The 18,278-nt window shown below is 72.1% G+C and carries 19 protein-coding genes; 5 read left to right on the top strand and 14 right to left on the bottom strand.

The window, feature by feature from the left end; genetic code table 11:
* Positions 1 to 257: 257 nt before the first annotated feature.
* Entirely contained in the window at positions 258 to 836 is a 579-nt protein-coding gene (locus tag RM779_RS17540; protein WP_311618651.1) for an SRPBCC domain-containing protein, read from the bottom strand.
* A gap of 387 nt (positions 837 to 1,223) precedes the next feature.
* Between RM779_RS17540 and RM779_RS17535 the strand changes: the two genes are divergently transcribed.
* Positions 1,224 to 1,898, top strand: a complete 675-nt coding sequence (locus RM779_RS17535) for a hypothetical protein (RefSeq protein ID WP_311618650.1) — start codon at positions 1,224 to 1,226, stop codon at positions 1,896 to 1,898.
* Between the two features lie 179 nt (positions 1,899 to 2,077).
* Here RM779_RS17535 and RM779_RS17530 read toward each other — a convergent pair whose 3' ends face one another.
* The 4 genes from RM779_RS17530 to RM779_RS17515 all read right to left on the bottom strand — a co-directional run bounded on the left by RM779_RS17530 (position 2,078) and on the right by RM779_RS17515 (position 5,930).
* Positions 2,078 to 2,992: an acyltransferase domain-containing protein gene (locus tag RM779_RS17530; protein ID WP_311618649.1), complete on the bottom strand. Its 915-nt coding sequence runs from the start codon at positions 2,990 to 2,992 to the stop codon at positions 2,078 to 2,080.
* Positions 2,993 to 3,486: 494 nt separating this feature from the next.
* Positions 3,487 to 4,293 (bottom strand): SDR family oxidoreductase, encoded by an 807-nt coding sequence (locus RM779_RS17525; RefSeq protein ID WP_394813331.1) that lies wholly within the window; start codon positions 4,291 to 4,293, stop codon positions 3,487 to 3,489.
* Positions 4,274 to 5,098: a class I SAM-dependent methyltransferase gene (locus RM779_RS17520; RefSeq protein ID WP_311618647.1), complete on the bottom strand. Its 825-nt coding sequence runs from the start codon at positions 5,096 to 5,098 to the stop codon at positions 4,274 to 4,276. Before RM779_RS17520 ends, RM779_RS17525 begins: the two co-directional genes overlap by 20 nt.
* Before the next feature lie 94 nt (positions 5,099 to 5,192).
* On the bottom strand, positions 5,193 to 5,930 hold the full coding sequence (locus tag RM779_RS17515) for a class I SAM-dependent methyltransferase (protein ID WP_311618646.1): 738 nt from the start codon (positions 5,928 to 5,930) through the stop codon (positions 5,193 to 5,195).
* Between the two features lie 75 nt (positions 5,931 to 6,005).
* On the opposite strand from RM779_RS17515, the gene ilvY reads away from it, so the two are divergent.
* The gene (gene ilvY, locus RM779_RS17510) at positions 6,006 to 6,914 is read left to right on the top strand and encodes an HTH-type transcriptional activator IlvY (protein WP_311618645.1); all 909 of its coding nucleotides are present in this window, start codon (positions 6,006 to 6,008) and stop codon (positions 6,912 to 6,914) included.
* A gap of 98 nt (positions 6,915 to 7,012) precedes the next feature.
* On the opposite strand, the gene RM779_RS17505 is transcribed toward ilvY, so the two are convergent.
* Positions 7,013 to 8,269: an MFS transporter gene (locus tag RM779_RS17505; protein ID WP_394813330.1), complete on the bottom strand. Its 1,257-nt coding sequence runs from the start codon at positions 8,267 to 8,269 to the stop codon at positions 7,013 to 7,015.
* Between the two features lie 201 nt (positions 8,270 to 8,470).
* Between RM779_RS17505 and RM779_RS17500 the strand changes: the two genes are divergently transcribed.
* Positions 8,471 to 8,965: an RNA polymerase sigma factor gene (locus RM779_RS17500; RefSeq protein ID WP_311618644.1), complete on the top strand. Its 495-nt coding sequence runs from the start codon at positions 8,471 to 8,473 to the stop codon at positions 8,963 to 8,965.
* On the top strand, positions 8,962 to 9,582 hold the full coding sequence (locus tag RM779_RS17495; protein WP_311618643.1) for a methylated-DNA--[protein]-cysteine S-methyltransferase: 621 nt from the start codon (positions 8,962 to 8,964) through the stop codon (positions 9,580 to 9,582). Before RM779_RS17500 ends, RM779_RS17495 begins: the two co-directional genes overlap by 4 nt.
* Before the next feature lie 16 nt (positions 9,583 to 9,598).
* Here the strand turns inward: RM779_RS17495 and RM779_RS17490 are convergent, their stop codons facing one another.
* From RM779_RS17490 to RM779_RS17455, 8 genes are read right to left on the bottom strand one after another with little or no spacing between them, the layout of a single operon-like run.
* On the bottom strand, positions 9,599 to 10,387 hold the full coding sequence (locus tag RM779_RS17490) for a maleylpyruvate isomerase family mycothiol-dependent enzyme (protein WP_311618642.1): 789 nt from the start codon (positions 10,385 to 10,387) through the stop codon (positions 9,599 to 9,601).
* Complete coding sequence (locus RM779_RS17485) at positions 10,384 to 11,226, bottom strand: fumarylacetoacetate hydrolase family protein (protein WP_311618641.1); 843 nt, start codon at positions 11,224 to 11,226, stop codon at positions 10,384 to 10,386. Before RM779_RS17485 ends, RM779_RS17490 begins: the two co-directional genes overlap by 4 nt.
* Positions 11,223 to 12,353, bottom strand: coding sequence for a cupin domain-containing protein (locus RM779_RS17480; protein WP_311618640.1), 1,131 nt, complete (start codon positions 12,351 to 12,353; stop codon positions 11,223 to 11,225). The genes RM779_RS17485 and RM779_RS17480 overlap by 4 nt, the downstream gene beginning before the upstream one ends.
* A complete protein-coding gene (locus RM779_RS17475) occupies positions 12,350 to 13,219 on the bottom strand; it encodes an ABC transporter ATP-binding protein (RefSeq protein WP_311618639.1) in 870 nt (289 codons plus the stop codon). Before RM779_RS17475 ends, RM779_RS17480 begins: the two co-directional genes overlap by 4 nt.
* Positions 13,216 to 14,070, bottom strand: a complete 855-nt coding sequence (locus RM779_RS17470) for an ABC transporter permease (RefSeq protein ID WP_311618638.1) — start codon at positions 14,068 to 14,070, stop codon at positions 13,216 to 13,218. The genes RM779_RS17475 and RM779_RS17470 overlap by 4 nt, the downstream gene beginning before the upstream one ends.
* Complete coding sequence (locus tag RM779_RS17465) at positions 14,067 to 14,909, bottom strand: ABC transporter permease (RefSeq protein WP_394813321.1); 843 nt, start codon at positions 14,907 to 14,909, stop codon at positions 14,067 to 14,069. Before RM779_RS17465 ends, RM779_RS17470 begins: the two co-directional genes overlap by 4 nt.
* A gap of 51 nt (positions 14,910 to 14,960) precedes the next feature.
* On the bottom strand, positions 14,961 to 15,713 hold the full coding sequence (locus tag RM779_RS17460) for a cysteine hydrolase family protein (RefSeq protein WP_311618636.1): 753 nt from the start codon (positions 15,711 to 15,713) through the stop codon (positions 14,961 to 14,963).
* On the bottom strand, positions 15,676 to 16,653 hold the full coding sequence (locus tag RM779_RS17455; RefSeq protein ID WP_311618635.1) for an ABC transporter substrate-binding protein: 978 nt from the start codon (positions 16,651 to 16,653) through the stop codon (positions 15,676 to 15,678). Before RM779_RS17455 ends, RM779_RS17460 begins: the two co-directional genes overlap by 38 nt.
* Before the next feature lie 380 nt (positions 16,654 to 17,033).
* On the opposite strand from RM779_RS17455, the gene RM779_RS17450 reads away from it, so the two are divergent.
* Positions 17,034 to 18,272 (top strand): flavin-dependent oxidoreductase, encoded by a 1,239-nt coding sequence (locus tag RM779_RS17450; RefSeq protein ID WP_311618634.1) that lies wholly within the window; start codon positions 17,034 to 17,036, stop codon positions 18,270 to 18,272.
* Positions 18,273 to 18,278 lie beyond the last annotated feature (6 nt).

Below are 18,278 nucleotides of genomic sequence, written 5' to 3'. Positions count from 1 at the left end.
GTGGAGAGTGTTCGATATTGCGAACGGTGCCTGCGATGTCGAATCGCTGGCACGTTAACGGTCCAACTCGCCACCGTCAACCGGGCCGTATCGTCACGCTTCCGCGCGGAGTTTTCTCGTGCCCGAGCGGGCGGAGCGCCGGGCTGCTGTTACTTCGCGGCCAGGCCGCGAAGCGCGAGCCAGGGGTCAACCGGCCGATGCGGACGAGTCCGAGGAAATCCGGCGAGTCTGTAACGGGGGCAGCGCCAGGACAGGGCCTAGTAGCCGGAGCCCAGGGCGGAGGCGACAATTTTCCGCCACAGCCGGTCGCTTTCTGTGATCCGGGGCGTCTCGTCTTCGCTGGGCTCCTGCTTGGCCCGCCGGGGCGCGTCGGGGAGATCCCCGCGCAGGTACTGCTCCAGGTGGTCTGTGCCGTTCTCCCAGCCGACGCCCACCAGCGCCAGGCTTTCAGCCAGCGCCGCGGGCTCATCGACCGTGGTGTGTTCCACTTCGAGGATCGTGCCGCCGTCGGCGGCAGGGCTGAGCCGCAGTTCCAGCTCATCGGCCGGGTAGTCCTCGTAGATCCAGCTCAGCGTGAGGGTATGCGGGGCGTCGCAGCGCAGGATCTCTCCGTGCGCGTGCTCCGGCAGGACATACCTGCGGCCCTCCCGCAGGTCGCCCTCGGGCCCGACGAGCCAGCGGCTGACCCGGTCCGGCTCGGTGCAGGCCCGCCAGACGTCCACGATCGACGTGCTGTAGTGCCGTCGCAGCACGGCGCTGCGGCCCTCTCCTCTGACGATCTTCCGGTGGCCGACCGACCGGTGGATCTCGCCGAGCGGAGTCAGATTCTGCGCCATCGAGCCCTCCCGCGGTCTTCTGAGCCCTGAAGTGGTCCGCTGGCAGGCCACGTCACTGGACCGCTGTCGTCGCCATCATGACACCCCGCACTCGTCGGCAGCTGGTTCCGCAGACATCTGTGAATCGCGTCCGTTGCGCACGTCGTCGTCGCGCACCGTGGCTGAGCTTGGCCGGTCGGGTGGCCGTCATCCGGATCGCCAATCACCGCCGGAGTCCGGTGGGTCGGGCCGCGGGCCGGGCGGACGGGTCCCGAAGTCGTGGGTTCGTGGCCTTCGCACGCCTCCGTGGCCCTCCGGCACGAGGTGTGCGTGCACCGTAGTACTCGCTGTTGGCGTACCGTACCGGCTGCACCTTCAGGAAAACGGCAACGTTGAGGAACGTGAGCGATGAGAACTTCGAAGTCGACGGTCATGCGCCGGGCCGGCAGCATATGCGTGCTCGCCGTGGCGGCGGCACTCACCATGACGGCCTGCTCGGACGACTCCGAGGACCCGGCGGACACGACTTCGGAAGCCGGCGAGTCGCAGGAGTCCGACGGCTCGGAGGAGTCCGACGGCTCGGAGGAGTCCGACGGCTCGGAGGAGTCCGGCGAGTCCCCGGAGGCCGACGCGCCCCAGGAAGAGCAGGCCGCCGGCCAGGCCACGGGCAGTGAGGCGGTGGCGACGTGGGTCGCCGCGATCGTCGAGGACCGGCCCCTGGACGCCTGCCTCGTCATGGGGGCACCGGGCGCCGACGGCACGCCCGCGGGCAACACGGCGGCGATGTGCGAGGACGGCAGCCCCGAGGCCGAGCAGGCGCGGCAGTTGGTGAGCACGCTGGCCGAATCGTTCACCCCCGAGAGCCTGGGCGAGCCGGCCGCCGTGGAGGTCGCCGAAGGCCAGGGGTCGGGCGGGACGGCGACGTTCGACGGGCAGCAGATCACCGTGGACGGCCAGACGATCGAGGAGATCGTCGTGTCGAACTCCACCGGAGTGGAGCCCGGTCAGATCGGCATCGAGATCGAAGCCACGGACGTCGACAGCCTCTGGTACGTGACCGACTTCGACCTCTCCTTCGGCTGAGGCCGATGCCGAGCGGGAACGGCCCCGGCCGTTCCCGCGGGCCGTCGATGGGGGTGTGTGAGCGCCACCGGCCGGCGTTCGCACCGTCCCGCCACCGGTTCCGGCTCCGGCGACAGTACGTGTTTCTGGTCCCCGGTTCTCGGCGGCATTTCGGGATGCTGCACCAAGCGCTCGTCCGCTCAGAAGACGATTCTGCCGGTGCGCGCGTGCCAGTGCCGTCCGGATCGAAGATGAGCCGTGTACGCCCTTCGCAGGGACGTGTCCTGGGGCAACTCGGTGAGGAGGCCGTCGGTGACGGGATCGCTCTGGCTCGGTCGGCCGAAGATGTACTCCAGCATGTCGCCGTCCGCGTGCTCCTGATCGTCGGATATGAACGGCTTCAGCTCGAAACGGCGGAGGAACCGTACGATGTTCGACCGCTCGGGTAGGTACTCGGTGATCTGTGGGTCGAGTAGCCAGGAGTGGCAGACCAGGTACGAGACCGGTTCGTCGGGGAAGTGACGGCCGAAGAACTCCCGGGCCAGGTCGAACGATACGTCACAGGCTTCCGGGGACAGCGGTGCGCCGGACGGAATATGAAGGTGCAGCAGGAATCCCGTCGTACCGTCCGGGAGTTCGCCGCGACCGCGGTCGTACTCAAGCCGGCCGAGCCGGTACTCGGCCCCTCGAAACTTCAACGGTGGGCACCACTGTCCGAACCTCCCGATGCCACCGAGCCCGTGCACGGCCCGGTGCTCGGCCATCATCGGTCCCAGCGTCGACAATGTCTCCCACGACGTCGCCCGGTCGATGCCGCGCTCCGCGTGGTAGCGCAGAGTCTCCGGGAGTACGGCGAGATAGAGCCAGACGTAGAGGTGGAGCGCCACCGAGTTGGCGTCAACCGGCATCGCTGGAAAGCCACGGTATCCGTCGACCGGGAGTCCCGAACCCATGCGGGACATCAGGTCGCCATAGCAGCCTTCCAGGTGCCGCCAGAGCTCCCGATGCTTCCGCGGATCGGGCCGCGCCGCCAGCGTCTCGGCTCGATCCACGGCCCTCGCACCCAGCCGCTCCAGCAACCGCGCCGCTTCCGCGTTCGAGGGAAGTTCAAGCATGTGACATAACCTACGACGTCAGCGTGGGTCGGCGGGCACTTCCCAGGTCCGCCCGGTTGCGGTGGTTGCGGTGGTTGCGGTGGTTGCGGTGGTGCGGGAAGCGGCGGGGCGCGGCCGAGTCGAGTCGGTGCCGGCGATGTTCCGCCTCCCCGGGCTCGGCCGGGGCAGGCCGCGCAGCGGGTCCGGCAACCGACTTCGACGAGCAGCGCCGCGCAGGTGCAACCGCGACTGTCCGGAGGTTCCTAGGTCCTGTCCTGTCGATCTTGCCGGGCCCGCGACGCCAGCTACGGCACTCCCCCAGCCTGGCGGCTGGGAGGTGCCCCCACGCTGCGTTACCGAATCGCGCGAATACGGCCAAGTATGAGCTGCGATCCGGCTCCCTCTTGCACGCATCGTGCAAGAGGGGCCCACGCGATGCACCGCATCTGGGGGCACCTCCCGGACGGAGTCTGGGGGAGCCGCGGGCTGATCCGACAAGATCGACAGGACAGGGCCTAGGCGATACCGCCGTTGCTGTGGAGCAGTTGGGCGTTGATCCAGCCGCCCTCGGTCGAGCAGAGGAACGTGACCAGGTGCGCGCAGTCCTGCGGCACGCCGATGCGTCCCAGGGGCGTGAAGCGGATCATGTCGGCCATATGTTCCTCCGTCATCCACCCGGTGTCGGTCGGCCCGGGGTTGATGGCGTTGCAGGTCACTCCCAGGTGGGCCAGCTCCCGGGCCGCGGCCAGGGTGATCCGGTCCATGGCCCCCTTGCTCGCTCCGTAGGGAAGGTTGCCGGCGGTGTGGTCGCTGGTGAGGCTGACGATCCGGCCGCTACCGTGCTCCCCGCGGAACCGCAGCCCGTACTCCCGGATCAGCAGCCAGGTTGCCCGCGTATTGACCGCGAAGTGCAGGTCGAAGCTTTCCACCGTGGTGTCCAGCAGGCCGGAGTCGACCGACTCGGCATGGCAGAGCACCAGCGCGGTGACGTTCCCCAGCTCCCGCTCGACGCTGTCGAAGAGCTGAGCCGGCACCGCCGGGTCGCCCAGGTCCGCCTCGACCGCGAGGGTCCTCGCCCCGAGGGACGCCACCTGCTGCCGCAGTTGCGCGGGCGCGCCCGGGTCCATACCCCACTGCATCCGCGCGTCATAGGGTGTCCAGTAGGTGAAGGCCACATCCCAGCCGGCCCGGGCCAGACCGACGACCACGGAGGCCGCGATCCCGGCCGAACGTCCCGCCCCCGTGACGAGGGCGAGCGGGCGCTCCGCCCCTTCCCTGTTCTGCGGACTCTGTGTGTGCGTCTCACCGGTCATGATCACCATCATGACCGGCGGCACGCCGCACAGCACCCGAATTCCCCAGCGCGCCCGCATCCGGTCGTTCAGCGGTGATCAGGAACCGGTGCGCACGCACGTCGAAGCGTCCTTCCGAGCACATGTGCCGATGCAGGCGGCGCAGCGCGGAATCGTAGCGTTCGGGGCTGAAGTCGGGGATCTGCCAGCTGACCATGCGCAGGTGATAGACCACGGCGCCGATGTCGTAGAACGTGAGCACCGGGTGCTCTTCTTCGCCTCGGGTCAGCGCCAGGTCCGCCCGGGTCAGCGCCTCACCCGCCGCGTTGAGGTTCCAACTGCCCGGCGGGTGGGAGGGCGGGGCGCCGAGGGCTTCGTTCAACTCGGCGCAGTCATCGCTGCCGACCTGCTGGGTCAGCAGGCTGCCGCCGGGGCGCAGCACCCGCCGGACTTCGTGCGCGGCCAGCCGTCCGTGGCGATTGAGCACGATGTCGACCGACCGGTCTTCGAGCGGCAGTGTTTCCCGGTCAGGGGCCGGCACGACCGTGACCCCCAGCGGTTCCAGCCGGCCGCGGGCGACAGCGATGTTCGGCGGCCATCCCTCGGTCGCCCACGTGTGCCGGGGCAGTGGCTGAAGCGAGGCCAGCAGCTCACCGCCACCGGTGTCGACGTCCAGCAGGCGCTCGGCGGCGGCGATGTGCGCGCGGGCCGACTCCGGATAGGACCACGAAGGGTCCGAGCCCTGTGCGCGTCCGGACAACCAGCCGAAGTCCCAGCCCGCGGCCGGCGCCGCCATCGCATCGGCGACCAACTCGTCGTACCCGGTGGAGATCACGCCTGAAGGCTAGGAACCGCCGCTGGGGACAGCAACCGGTAATCCCTGTTCTCGCCACCGGGCCGACCGGCCGGCCCGGTGGCGAGAACAGGGATTACCGGCGGCGGCAGTGGAATTCGGCGTGAGTCGTGCGGGGGAAGGCGCGGGAGACGAGGTCGAACCCGGCTCGCCGAAGCATGCCCTCGATGATCCAGGCGTACGTGGAGAACTCGTCACGGACATGGGTTTCGAAGTCGGCCTTGAGGAAGCCCTGCCCCTCGGGCCGGCCCGCGGTGTCGATCCAGTGCTGAAGGCGGCCCTGCGCGTCAGAGGGCTCGAAACTGTAGATCACGTCCCACAGGTAGAAGGTGCCGCCGGGGCGGAGCATTCCGGCCGCGCGCAGAAGTGCCTCCTGTTTCCAGAAGTCCGGGAGCTGGTGCAGAGCCGATTTGGTCGTGACCACGTCGGCGAGCGGTGCGCGGTGCGCGTAGTCCAGGAAGCCGGCGTGATGCCAGTGCGGTGCGACACCGGACTCCCGCGCCCTGGCCCGCGCGAAGGCCAGCATTTCCTCTGAGACGTCCACGCCGTGTGCGACGGCCCCGCGCCGCGCCGCCTGGACGGCCAGCGAGCCGGTACCGCACGCCAGATCGACCAGGCGGGTGCCTTCGGTGACCCCCAGGCGGTCCAGCAGCGCGTCGTCGGCCTCGGGGTCGGTGCCCTGATTGCGGTCGTAGGCGGTGACGGCGTCCCTGCTGCCCAGGTCGACGCCGACCGGGGTGTACTCGGAGAAGTACCAGGCGGGCCGGGGCCGTTCAGTAGGTGCAGTGCGTTCGGTGTCGTCGCGTCGTTGCATGGCCCTGTTTGTAGACTCTGCACCGGCGGTGCGGCAACGACAACATACGCACGGCGGTGTTGCGGAAGGTGAAAGATGCAGGACCGCGATCAGTACCGGCTCTTCCTCCATCTCGCCCAGACGCTCAGCTACACCCGCACGGCGGCCGATTGCCACGTCAGCCCCGCGACCCTGTCCAGGACCGTGCGGCGTCTTGAGGCCGCGGCCGGGCACCAGTTGCTCGAACGCGGCCCGCGCGGGGTGGCCCTGACCACGCACGGCCGCGCCTTCCGCCGCTATGCGGCCGACGCGCTGGATCTGTGGTCCCGCTACCGCGACGGCGACACCACGGCGGACGATCTGGGTGGCCACCTCCGGGTTTTCGCCTCCGTCACCGCATGCCACAGCCTCCTGCCCGACCTGCTCGGCCCGCTGCGCACCGCGCATCCGCGCGTGCACATCTCCCTGCGCACGGGTGATGCCGCCGCCGCCCTCGCCCTCCTCGACCAGGACGAGGCGGATCTCGCCGTCGCCGCCCTCCCGGCGCGCATCCCCGCCACCCTGCTCGCCCGGGAGATCACGCACACTCCGCTGGTCCTCGTCCAAGGGCGCACCGCTCCGGCCGCCGAGCCGTTCTCCGTCGCCGACGAGCCCTTCGTCCTGCCGCGGAAGGGACTCGTCCGAACGGCCGCCGACCAGTGGTTCCGCACCCTGGGCAGCCATCCGCACGTCGCCGCCGAGGCCGACGGGCACGAAGCGCTGCTCACTCTCGTCGCCCTCGGCTACGGAACGGGAGTCATCCCCGGCCTCGTCCTGCGGCACAGCGGCGTCCGCACCGGACTTCGGCAGCTGCCCACCCCGCCGGGGCTCGGCCGGCTCGCCATCGGGGTGTGCATCCGGCGGGCCGACGCGCATCGCCCGCTCGTCGCCGCGGCCTGGGCGGCAACGCGGCCCGGCACCGGCCCGCGGCCGGGCTCGGGAGAAGCGGAAGCGGCAAGCCCGTAGGGCGGATGGGCACAGCCCGCGCGGAACGGCCGGCGCCTGGCCCGCCGCGGCCCCCATGTGCCCCCGAGCAGCGCCGCCGCGAGACCGGCAGGAACGGCTCAGACCCGGCTGCCCGGTGGGGCGTCGTCCGTCGCTTCCCGTTCCGGGGCAGGGCCGCTCGCCCGTGGCGGTTGCTGTGCCGGGCGCGGCGGGCGGACGGCGGTGGCCAGGGTGCCCGCGAGCAGGACCACGGCCAGGACGGCGAGCATCGCGTTGCGCAGCCCGACCGCCTCCCCGAGGAAGCCGAGGGCGGGCGGCCCGGCGAGGAACGCCAGGTAGCCGGTGATCGCCACGGCGCTGACGCGCGCCGCCGCCCCCTGCGGGTCGTCGCCCGCGGCGGAGAGCGTCAGCGGGAAGCCGAGCGCGGCGCCCAGGCCCCACAGCACGACCGCCGCGGCGGCCGGTGCCGGGTGGGGCGCGAGCACGACGGTGGCCAGCCCGACCGCGGCGCACACCGCGCCGGCGCGCACCACGGTGACGCGGCCGAAGCGCGAGAGGAGCCGCTCGCCGCTGAAGCGGCCGACGGCCATCGACGCGGCGAACAGGGCGTAGACGAGGGAGCCGGTGGCCGCGTCGAGGTCGTAGCCGTCGACCATGATGAGCGGCAGCCAGTCGTTGGCCGCGCCCTCGGCCAGCGCCATGCCCAGCACGATGAGGCCGAGCAGCACCACGCGCCGTTCGCGCCAGACGGCCAGCCGCTCCCGGGCGCCGAGGGCCGGGGCCTCGGTCGAGCCGGGCCGCTCCTGCCCGGTGCCCCGCGGCACATGCCGCAGGGCCCACACGCTCAGGGCGACGCCGAGCAGCACGACGATCAGAAGGTGCCACTGCACGGGGAAGTCGACCGCCGTCAGCGCGACTCCGGTGGTGGCCCCCGCGAACGTGCCGGCGCTGAAGCAGCCGTGCAGGGCGGGCAGCACCGGTCGTCCGATCACGCGTTCCACCGCGGCGCCCTCGACGTTCACCGCAATCTCCATCAGGCCGCTGCCCGCGCCGAACAGCGCCAGGCCGCAGAACACCACCGCGCCGCTGCCCGCTCCGGCGCCGAGCGCCACCACCGCGAGCCCCGCCAGGTTGAGCGCGGAGCCCGCCGTGGTCACCGCGCGCCCGCCGTACCGCGCCACCAGCGAGGCCGAGCAGAGGACGCCGGCCATCGCGCCGATGGAGAGGCCGAAGATGATCAGCCCCATCTCGGCGGTCGAGGCGCCGACCCGGTCGCGGATGTCCGGCGTCCGCGTGATCCAGGAGGACATCGCCACGCCGGGCAGCAGGAACATGGCGAACAGCGCGGCGCGCCAGCGTGCGGTCCGCGGGTCCATGGCAGCCTTCGCCATCACGGAGGGGCCTCCCTGATCGGGTCGACGCCAGCAATGCCCCGACCAGCGGTGTTTTATCGCTACATCACGCTGTCACAGGAGTGACCGCGCGGGCAACCGGCACAGACGAGGAGGAGGGCGGCGTGGAAAACCCGCGGTACCGTCTCACGTTCCGGCCCGGCGGGACGTCTACGGGGTGTGACCATGGAACCTTTCGAGCGCATCGTGACCGACCACGGGCCCGTGGTGCTCCGCGTGTGCCGGGCCGTTCTCGGGCCCGACGACGCGGAGGACGCGTGGGCCGAGACGTTCCTCGCCGCGCTGCGCGCCTATCCGGACCTGCCGCCGGGGGCCAACGTCCAGGCGTGGCTGGTGACGATCGCCCACCGCAAGGCCATCGACATGCTGCGCGCCAACCGGCGCCGCGCGCTGCCGGTCGGGGACGTTCCCGAGCGCCCCGCCGAGACCGGGCGGCCCGACGCCTGGGACGGCGACCTGTGGAACGCCCTGCGGGCCCTGCCGGAACGCCAGCGCGCCGCCGTCGCCTACCACTACCTGGCCGGGCTGCCCTACCGGGAGGTCGCCGCCATCACGGGCGGCACGCCCGACGCCGCGCGCAGGGCCGCCGCCGACGGCATCAGGAAACTCCGTGGCACCTACCCCGCGCACCCCGCCGACCAGACAGGAGCGGACCGATGACCACCACGTCCGGCACCCCGGAGGAGCGGCTTCTCGCGTCGCTGCCCGCCCACGATCCCGCGGCCCTCGACCGGCTGCGGGCCCGCCTCGCGGAGCGGGCCGAACGCTCCGGCCTGCTCGACGTCGCCTACCGCACCGTCGACACCCCGGTCGGGAGCCTGCTGCTCGCGGCGACGGAACGCGGACTGGTGCGCGTCGCCTTCGCCGTCCAGGACCACGAGGCCGTCCTGGCCGATCTGGCGGAACGTGTCAGCCCGCGTATCCTCGCGGCCCCGGCGCGGCTGGATGCCGCGGGCCGCCAGCTCGACGAATACTTCGCAGGCCGCCGCACCCGCTTCGACCTGCCGCTCGATCTGGCGCTCGCCAAGGGCTTCCGGCGCGAAGTGCTGGCCCAGCTGCCGCGGATCGCCTACGGCAGCACCGAGAGCTACGCGCGGGTCGCCGCCGCCGCGGGCAGTCCCAGGGCCGTCCGTGCGGTGGGCACCGCCTGCGCCACCAATCCGCTGCCGCTCGTCATCCCCTGCCACCGCGTCGTCCGTTCGGACGGTTCGGCCGGTGGCTACGCCGGGGGAGCCGCGGCCAAACACCGCCTGCTGGCGCTGGAGGCCGCGGCCTGAGACGTCCCGGCGATACCTACAACCAGCGCGGCAGCCGGGGCAGTTCGCCGTGGTCGCAGGTCAGCCGCCGTGCCCCGCGCCCGGTGAGCCAGCGGGTCAGGTCGGCGGCCGTGCCCGTGACACTCGGCCCGCCGCCGGGCGCGACCGCGAGCGGGGCGTCCCGGTCGGTGGCGGCGAGTGTCAGCGCGGGGCGCTCCCCGCGCCGTTCCCACGCGGCGAGCACGTCGGCCGCCAGCCGGTCCAGCAGGCCGGGCGGGATGTCGCGGAACCCGGCGCCGCCGCCGAGGTCGACGGCGTGCACCCACACCTCGCGGGTGCGCATCCACGCCGTCTCCCGCAGCGGCACCGTCCGGCCCTGCGCGGTGACCACGCTCGCGTCCCAGGCCGGTCCCGGCAGATCCCGCCACTCCACGTTCAAGTGGACCTCGGAGTGCGCGAAGAGCGAACGCAGTGCCCGTGCGGGCAGTGTCGCGCCGCGGGCGATCTCCGCCGCCCGCTGCCGCGGTGAGGCGTACATCGGGCACTCGGTGCCGGTGCGGCCCCACGTGCACAGCCGCGTCAGGGCGCGGGCGTTGTAACCGACGTGCGCGATCAGCGCGCGCCGGTCCCAGCCCGGCAGCAGCGAGGACGCCGAGAGGTCCGCGTCGGACAGCTCCGCCAGGGCGCGGGCGAAGAACGCGGTGCCGGCGCGCGCCCACGCCAGCTCGGTGTGCGGGGCGCCGTCCGCGTCGTACCGCGCACCGGCGCCCTGCCGGGCGCGCAGCGCCGCGCGGGCCTCGTCCAGGGCGGTGCCCGCGCCGTTCACGTGCCCGCCGCCGCGGGCACCTGCTCGGCGACCGCGGTGTTGGTCAGCGTGCCGATGCCCTCGACGGTGGTGGTCAGCACCTGTCCGGGGGCGAGGTAGCGGGCGGGTTCGCGGGCATGGCCCACGCCGCCTGGCGTTCCGGTGGCGATGACGTCCCCCGGCCGCAGGGTGAGGATCGTGGAGAGGTAGGAGATCAGCTCGGCGGGGCCGAATACCAGGTCGTCGGTCCTGGTGCGCTGCACCTCCTCGCCGTCAACGGCCGTGACCAGGTCGCCGCCGGGCGTGAACTCGTCGGGGGTGACCAGCACGGGGCCGAACGGGGTGGTGTGCTCGAAGGACTTGCCCGGGAGCCACTGCATCGTGCGGTACTGCCAGTCGCGCATGGTGACGTCGTTGAGCACCGCGTATCCGGCGATGGCGCGCTCCGCGGCGGCGCGGTCCGCCCGCCGCACCTCGGAGCCGACGACCACGGCCAGCTCGCCCTCCCAGTCCACCTGGGAGGACTCCGGCGGCAGCAGCACGTGATCGGCGGCGCCGATCAGGGCCTCGGGGTACTTGGTGAACACGGTCGGCGCCGTGGGCAGTTCCCGGCCCATCTCCAGGATGTGGGCGCGGTAGTTGAGACCCACGCACAGGATCTTTCCCGGGGCGGGCACGACGGGCGCGAGGTCGGCCCGTTCGAACGCGTGCTCCCGGCCGGCGGTGGTGGCCGCGTGTTCCAGGGCGCCGGCGCGCAGCAGCGCGCCGACGTCCGCGAAGCCCAGCTCCGTCGCGGTGCCGCCGTCCACCCGCACGGCCGTCGTGGCGCCGCCGGGCAGCCGCATGGTGGCCAGTCTCATCGGTCTTCTCCTTCGATGTGGGTACGGGCGAAGTGCAGACGCTCCATCACGGGCGCGTCGGAGAAACGGAACAGGTCGAACGGCGACTCGGCCCGCAGGGACCACGGCACCCAGGACGGCACGACGAACAGGTCGCCGTTCTCCACGCGGTGTTCCGTTCCGCCGAGCACCACCTGTCCGCGGCCCTCGAAGACCTGGAAGATGCAGGAGCCGACCTCGCGCCTGGTGGCGGTGGCCGTGCCGGGGCGCAGCCGGTGGAACTCGGCGCGGATGGTGGGCATCACGTCGCCGCCGGTGGTCGGGTTCACGTAGCGGACCGCGGCGTGGCCCTGCTCCACCGTCGCCGGCAGGCCCTCCTCCTCAAGCAGCAGTTGCTCGGTCAGGGCGCGGTCGGTGTGCTCCCAGCGGTAGGCGCCGATGGGGGAGGAGACCGTGTCGCGCAGGCCGGACAGCGGGCGCAGCCCGGGGTGGCACCACAGGCGTTCGCCGCGCGAGTAGTTGGGCGTGGCGTAGTCGGTGACCCGGTCCGAACCGAATTCGAAGAAGCCGGTGTCCGTGTAGTGCGCGAACGGGATGTCGAGCCCGTCCAGCCAGGCCATCGGCCGGTCGGTCTCGTTGTGGTGGCCGTGGAAGTGCCAGCCCGGGGTCAGCAGGAAGTCGCCGCGGCTCATGCGCACCGGATCGCCGTCGACGACCGTCCACACGCCCTCGCCCTCCACGACGAAGCGGAACGCGTTCTGCGCGTGCCGGTGTTCGGGTGCGGTCTCCTTGGGGCCGAGGTACTGGATCGCGGCCCACAGCGTCGGCGTCGCGTACGCGTGGCCGGACAGCCCGGGGTTGGCGAGGGCGATGGCCCGCCGCTCCCCGCCCCGGCCGACGGGCACCAGGTCGCCGGCCCGTCGCGCGAGCGGGTACAGCGTGCTCCAGCGCCACACGTGCGCCCGCGCGGCGGGCGCGGGGTGCATGGGCATGAGGTCCCCGAGCTGCGTCCACAGCGGAACGAGGTGCTCGGCGTCGAAGTCCTCGTACAGCCGTGTCAGTTCGGGGCTGTCTTCCCCCGTCATCGCATTGTGGACGGAGCCGTGGTCGGTGGCGTGCTGCTCAGTGGTGTGCCGCTCGGTGGTCATGCCGGAAACTCCTTCCCGACCGCGCCGGACGCGCCGGCGGCGGGTTCGTTCTCGGGGCGGTGGCCGCGTTTCGCCTTCTGCACCAGCTCGTAGACGTGGGTGCGGAGTTCGCCGAAGCGCGGCAGATTGCGCGTGCCGAGCTGGTCCCGTTCGTCCGGCAGGTCGACGGCGACGTCCTCCATGATCACGGTGGGCCTGCCGGACAGGACCAGTACCCGGCGGCCCAGGTAGATGGCCTCGTCGATGTCGTGCGTGACGAACAGCAGCGTGATCCCGAGCCGGTGCCACAGGTCGCGGACCAGGTCCTCCAAGTCGGCGCGGGTCTGCGCGTCGACCGCGGCGAACGGCTCGTCCATCATCAGGATGTGCGGTTCGTAGGCGACGGCGCGGGCGATGGCCACGCGCTGCTGCATGCCGCCCGACAGCTGCCAGGGGTAGGAGCGGGGCACGTCCGCGAGGCCGACGGCCTCCAGCGACCGTTCGACCAGGCGGCGCCGCTCCGCCTTGGGCAGCTTCTTCTCGCGCAGGGGCAGTTCGACGTTCTGCGCGACGGTGAGCCAGGGGAAGAGGCTGCGCGCGTAGTCCTGGAAGACGACGGCCATGCCCTTGGGCGGCCCCGCGACCGGCCTGCCCTCCAGGGAGATGTCGCCGCCCGTGGGCGGCAGCAGCCCGGCGATGCAGCGCAGCAGCGTCGTCTTGCCGGCCCCGGAGGGGCCGACGATGCAGACCATCTCGCCGGCCGCGATGTCGAAGGTCAGGTCCCGGATCGCCTCGGTGGGCCGGCCGGCGGACTCGTACACCTTGTGCAGGCCGCGCACCGAGAGCATGCGGGTGGCGGTGGCCGGTCGGTCGGTTGCGGTGGTCATCGGTTGCCTCCTCGTTGAGACTGGCGCTGCCCGCGGTACCAGGCGAGCACGACGCGCTCGACGGCGCGGAAGATCAGGGAGAGCAGCACGCCCACGAGGCCGAGCAGGAGGATGCCGGTCCACATCTCGGGGAGGGCGAAGCTGCGTTGGAACTGGACGATGGAGAATCCGAGGCCGTTGTTCGCCGCGAACATCTCCGAGATCACCATGAGGATGATCGCGATGGACAGCGCCTGCCGCGCGCCGGTGAAGATCTGCGGGCTCGCCCCGCGCAGCACCAGCGTCCGCAGCCGCGTCAGCGGGCGCAGGCGGTAGGTGCGGGCCGTGTCGCGCAGCAGCGGGTCGATGCCGCGCACGCCCTCGACGGTGTTGAGCAGGATCGGCCACACGGCCCCGGTGGCGATCACGATGACCTTCATCGTGGTGCCGATGCCGAAGAACAGCATGAGGATCGGCACCATCACCGGCGGGGGAATCGCCCGGAAGAACTCAAGGACGGGCTCGGCGAAGGCGCGCAGGTTGGCCGAGGAGCCGATGAGGACGCCCAGCACGACGCCGACCACCACGGCCAGCGCGTACCCGGACAGCAGCCGGGTCAGGGACGGCACCACGTCGCCGGTGATGCGGCCCTCGAACCACGTGGGGCCGAAGGTCTCCACGATCTCGCGCAGCGGCGGGAAGTAGAAGCTGTGGTACTCCTCCGACACCAGCCACCACACGGCGATCAGCACCGCGGGCAGGCCCAGCACGATCAGGGTGCGGCGGGCGGCGGCCAGGGCTTTGCGGCCGGTGCCGCGGCGAGTGGCGGAACGGGCCAGTGGCGCGGCGGCCCGCGGGGAGAAGACGGTCATGACGCGGACTCCTGTCGCACGGAGGGATGCCAGCGCAGTACGCGGCGCTCGACGAGCCGGGCCAGGAGGTTCACGGCCACGCCGAGCAGACCGGTCACGATGACCAGCGCGTACATCGACGCGACCGCGCCCGAGGTCTGGGCCACGGCGATGAGCCGGCCGAGTCCCGGGGTGCCGATGATGAGTTCGCCGGTGACGGTGAGGATCAGCGCGACGCTCGCGGCCAGCCGGAAGCCGACCACCGCGTACGGCAGCGTCGTCGGCCACACCAGGCGCGTCACCTCGGTCAGGAACCGGAAGCGGTAGCTGCGCGCGGTGTCCCTGGCCACCGGGTCCACGTCCTGCACCCCGGCCAGCACCTGGAGCAGGATCTGCCAGAACGCGGCGTAGATCACCAGCAGCAGGGTGGCCTCGCGGCCGGTGCCGTACATCAGCACCGCCAGCGGGATCAGCGCCACGGAGGGGATGGGCCGCAGGAACTCGATGACGGAGGCGGTGGTTTCGCGGAGCACCCGCACGGAGCCGATGAGCATGCCGATGACGACCCCGGCGGCCAGCGCGATGCCGAGGCCGATACTCCAGGTGGTGAGCGTGTCGCCGAGCGCCCGCCAGAACTCGCCGGTCCCCGCCCGTTCGCCCAGCGCCTCGGCCATGTCCGAGAACGGCGGCAGGAAGCGGGAGTTGACCAGGCCGGTGCGCGGCAGCAGCTCCAGCAGGCACAGGAACGCCGCGACGCCGGCCAGGCCGAGCAGCGCCCGGTGGGGGCTTCGCGCCGGGCGGCGCCGGCCGCCGCGCGGGGCGGTCCGCACGGGTGGGGGGACTGTGGCAGTGGCAGTCATGACACCGGTCCGTTCGCCTCGTCGTGGTGGTGGACCCGGACGGCGGTGACCTCAGCCATCACGTCTCACCTCTTCTCTCCTCGCCTTCCGCGTCTCGGCCGTCTCCCGCGTCTCGGGCGTCGCCGGTCTCTCCCGCCGCCAGTGGGCGACGACGTCCGCGGTGGTGAAGGACCTGCCGAAGTGGCGCGCCATCACCGTGACCGCCGCGGCGTGTTCCGCCGCGTCGTACGCGGCGCAGGCGTCGGACACGACCGAGGCGAGGTGGTCGGCGTCGACGGCCGACCGCAGCGTGCTCTCCACACAGACGTTGGTGGTGACCCCGGCCAGAACCAGCGCCGGGCGCCCGTGTGCGGCGAGCGCGGCCCGGAAGCCGGGCGAACCGAACGCGCTGTAGCGGTGTTTGACCGCGACGCTCTCGCCCGGCCGCGGCCGGAGCCGGTAGAACTCGGCGCCCCAGCTGCCTTCGAGGCAGTTGCCCGGGGCGGGCCGTTCGCCGGTGCCGATGCCCGCGGCGTAGCGGTGCCGCCAGGCGTCCGAGTCGACGCGCTCGCCGTGGACCGTGCGGACGAACAGCGGCGGAACGCCCGCGTCGCGCGCCGCCGCGAGCAGCAGCTGCGCGTTGGCCACGGCGGGCGGCACGGCCGACAGGTCCATGCCGCGGCGCCCCATCGTGCCCCGGGGGTGGCAGAAGTCGTTCTGGACGTCGATCAGCACGAGCAGCGCGTCCCGCGGCGACAGGCGGGAGACGGGCCCGCCGGCCGGCCGGTCAGCGCCCGGTGAGGGCGTCGAGGTCGATGGCGTCATCGACGAATCCGTTCGTCAGCATGCGGTCCGCTATGAACTCGAGTGAGCTCTCGTCCAGTTCGCTCTTGAACTGGGGCAGCACCATCGCGTCCGCGACGGCGGGGTCGAGCTCCTCGATCTCCGGCAGCGCCGCCCGGAACCCGTCCGGGTCCTCGGTGATCGAGGCGGCGGTGTCGGCCACCGCGGCGTCGAACGCCTCGACCAGGTCGGCGTTGCCCTCGGCGAACTGCTGTGTGGTGAGGTAGGAGCCGACCTGGAGCCCCTCCATGGATTCCGCGTACGGGCGCAGCACGGGCCGGAAGCCCTGCTCGACGCCCATCGTCTGGAAGGGCTCGATGATCCAGGCGGCGTCGACCCGGCCGCTCTCCAGCGCCGGCAGCATGTCGGGGAAGCCGAGTTCGACGAACTCGATGCCGGAGGTGTCCACGCCCCGCTCCTCCAGCGCGGCCATGATCGTGATGTCGCCGATGTTCTGGAGCGTGTTCACGGCGATGGAGGTACCGGCCAGGTCCTCGGCCGAGGCGATCGCCGAATCCTCGGGCACCAGCACGGAGGAGAAGTCCGACTCCACGTCGTCGGTGGCGAACGTGCCAGGCGCGACCATCCGCAGCGGAAGGCCCTGCCCGGCGGCGAGCATGCCGCTGACCACGTTGGACCCGGCGATGTCGAGGTTCCCGCCGACGAGCGCGGGGATCGCGGCGGCACCCCCCGCCGAGGTGTCGATCCGCAGGTCGATGCCGTGCTCCTCGAAGAAGCCCTGCTGCTCGCCGTACTTGAGGAACGCGCTGGGCACGCCGTCGGTCTCGCCGACGCGGACGACGCCCTCGCCCGCCGCGCCCGCGCCGTTCGCGCCGTCCGCGGGCGAGGTCGCGGCTCCGCAGGCCCCGGCGCCGAACACCACGGCGCCCGCCGCGGCCACGGCCGTCATGCGATGTCTCATCGTTGTCCTTTCCCTTGCCTGCCCCCGGCCGACGCGCCCGTTCGTCCCGTCGGGCGCGCCTGGCGGTCCACGGAAATCCCGGTGGACCCGGCCCGGGAGACCGGCCGACGGACAAGCAACATACGGAGGCGGCTGTTCGGCGGCGGGATTCTGCCATCGAGATTCTGCTATGACGAATCTGGATTCTTCCTCGCCGAAGCAGGCGACCGGGGACCGTACGCTGTGGCGGCAACAGCCTGCGGCGATGGCTCTCACCGGGCCGGATGCCGCGGAGCCCTGTGCGTTCCTTACAGCGGAATCCTTGATCATCGGGCGAAGGCGTGGTGGCGCGGACCGCCCGGTCGGCAGGCGCGCACTCGTGTTCAAGAAAGGCAAGCCATATGAACGTCCTCGTCGTCGGCGCGGGAATCGGAGGGCTCACCCTCGCCCTCGAACTGCACCAGGCAGGCATCCCCTGCCGGGTTCTCGAGGCCGCCCCGGCCCTTGAGCCCATCGGTGCGGGCATCAACCTGCTGCCGCACGCGGTGCGGAACCTGGACCGTCTTGACGTCGCCGGGCGGCTGGAGGCCGTCGGCGTCGAGACCGGGGAGTCGGTGTTCTTCAACCGCTTCGGACAGCTCGTCTACCGCGAGCCGCTGGGCCGCCTGGCCGGCTACGGCCACCCCCAGATCTCCGTGCACCGCGGCGACGTCCAACTCACTCTGCTGGCAGCGGTGCGAGAACGGCTCGGCGCCGATGCCGTCGCGCTCGGCAGGCGGGTGGTCCGCACCGACGACGACGGCAGGCGGGTCGCCGTCACGGTCGAGGACACCGCCACCGGCGCCCGCGGCACCGAGCACGCCACCGTCGTCGCCGCCTGCGACGGCATCCACTCGGCGGTCCGTGCGCAGTTCTACCCCGACGAGGGCCCGCCGCTGTACTCCGGCGTCACGATGTGGCGCGGCGTCACCCCGTGGCGGCCGTTCCTCAGTGGCGCCAGCATGGTCCGCGCCGGCTGGCTCGCCTCGGGGAAGATGGTCATCTACCCGGTGCGCGACGGCATCAACGAGGCGGGCGAGCAGCTCGTCAACTGGGTCGCCGAGGTCGAACGCCCGCGCCCCGCCCGCCGCGACTGGAACCGCACCGGTCGCCTTGAGGACTTCATCGACGTCTTCGCCGACTGGCACTTCGACTGGCTGGACGTCCCCGCGCTCATCCGCGGCGCCGGCAAGATCCTCGAATACCCCATGGTCGACCAGGACCCGCTGCCGCGCTGGACCTTCGGCGCCGTGACGCTGCTCGGCGACGCCGCCCACCCCATGGTGCCGCGCGGCTCCAACGGCGCCGGGCAGGCCGTGCTGGACGCCTACGCGCTGCGCACCGCCCTGGAGAGCGCCCCGGACCCGCGCACCGCCCTGCTCCGCTACGAGCAGGAACGCCTGCCCGCCACCGCCTCGGTGGTGCGCACCAACCGCATCAGGCCGCCCGATACGATCCTGAAGGAAGTCTACGAGCGCACGGGCGACCGCCCGTTCGACCGTATCGAGGACGTCATCAGCACCGAGGAAATGGCCGCGATCTCGGACGATTACAAGAAGGTCGCCGCGTATGACAAAGAGCTCGTCAACCGGCGGGAGTGACGCGCC

It is taken from the genome of Streptomyces johnsoniae (assembly GCF_031845565.1).
GTDB classification, from domain to species: Bacteria; Actinomycetota; Actinomycetes; order Streptomycetales; family Streptomycetaceae; genus Streptomyces; species Streptomyces johnsoniae.
This window is presented reverse-complemented; position numbering and strand designations above follow the sequence as displayed.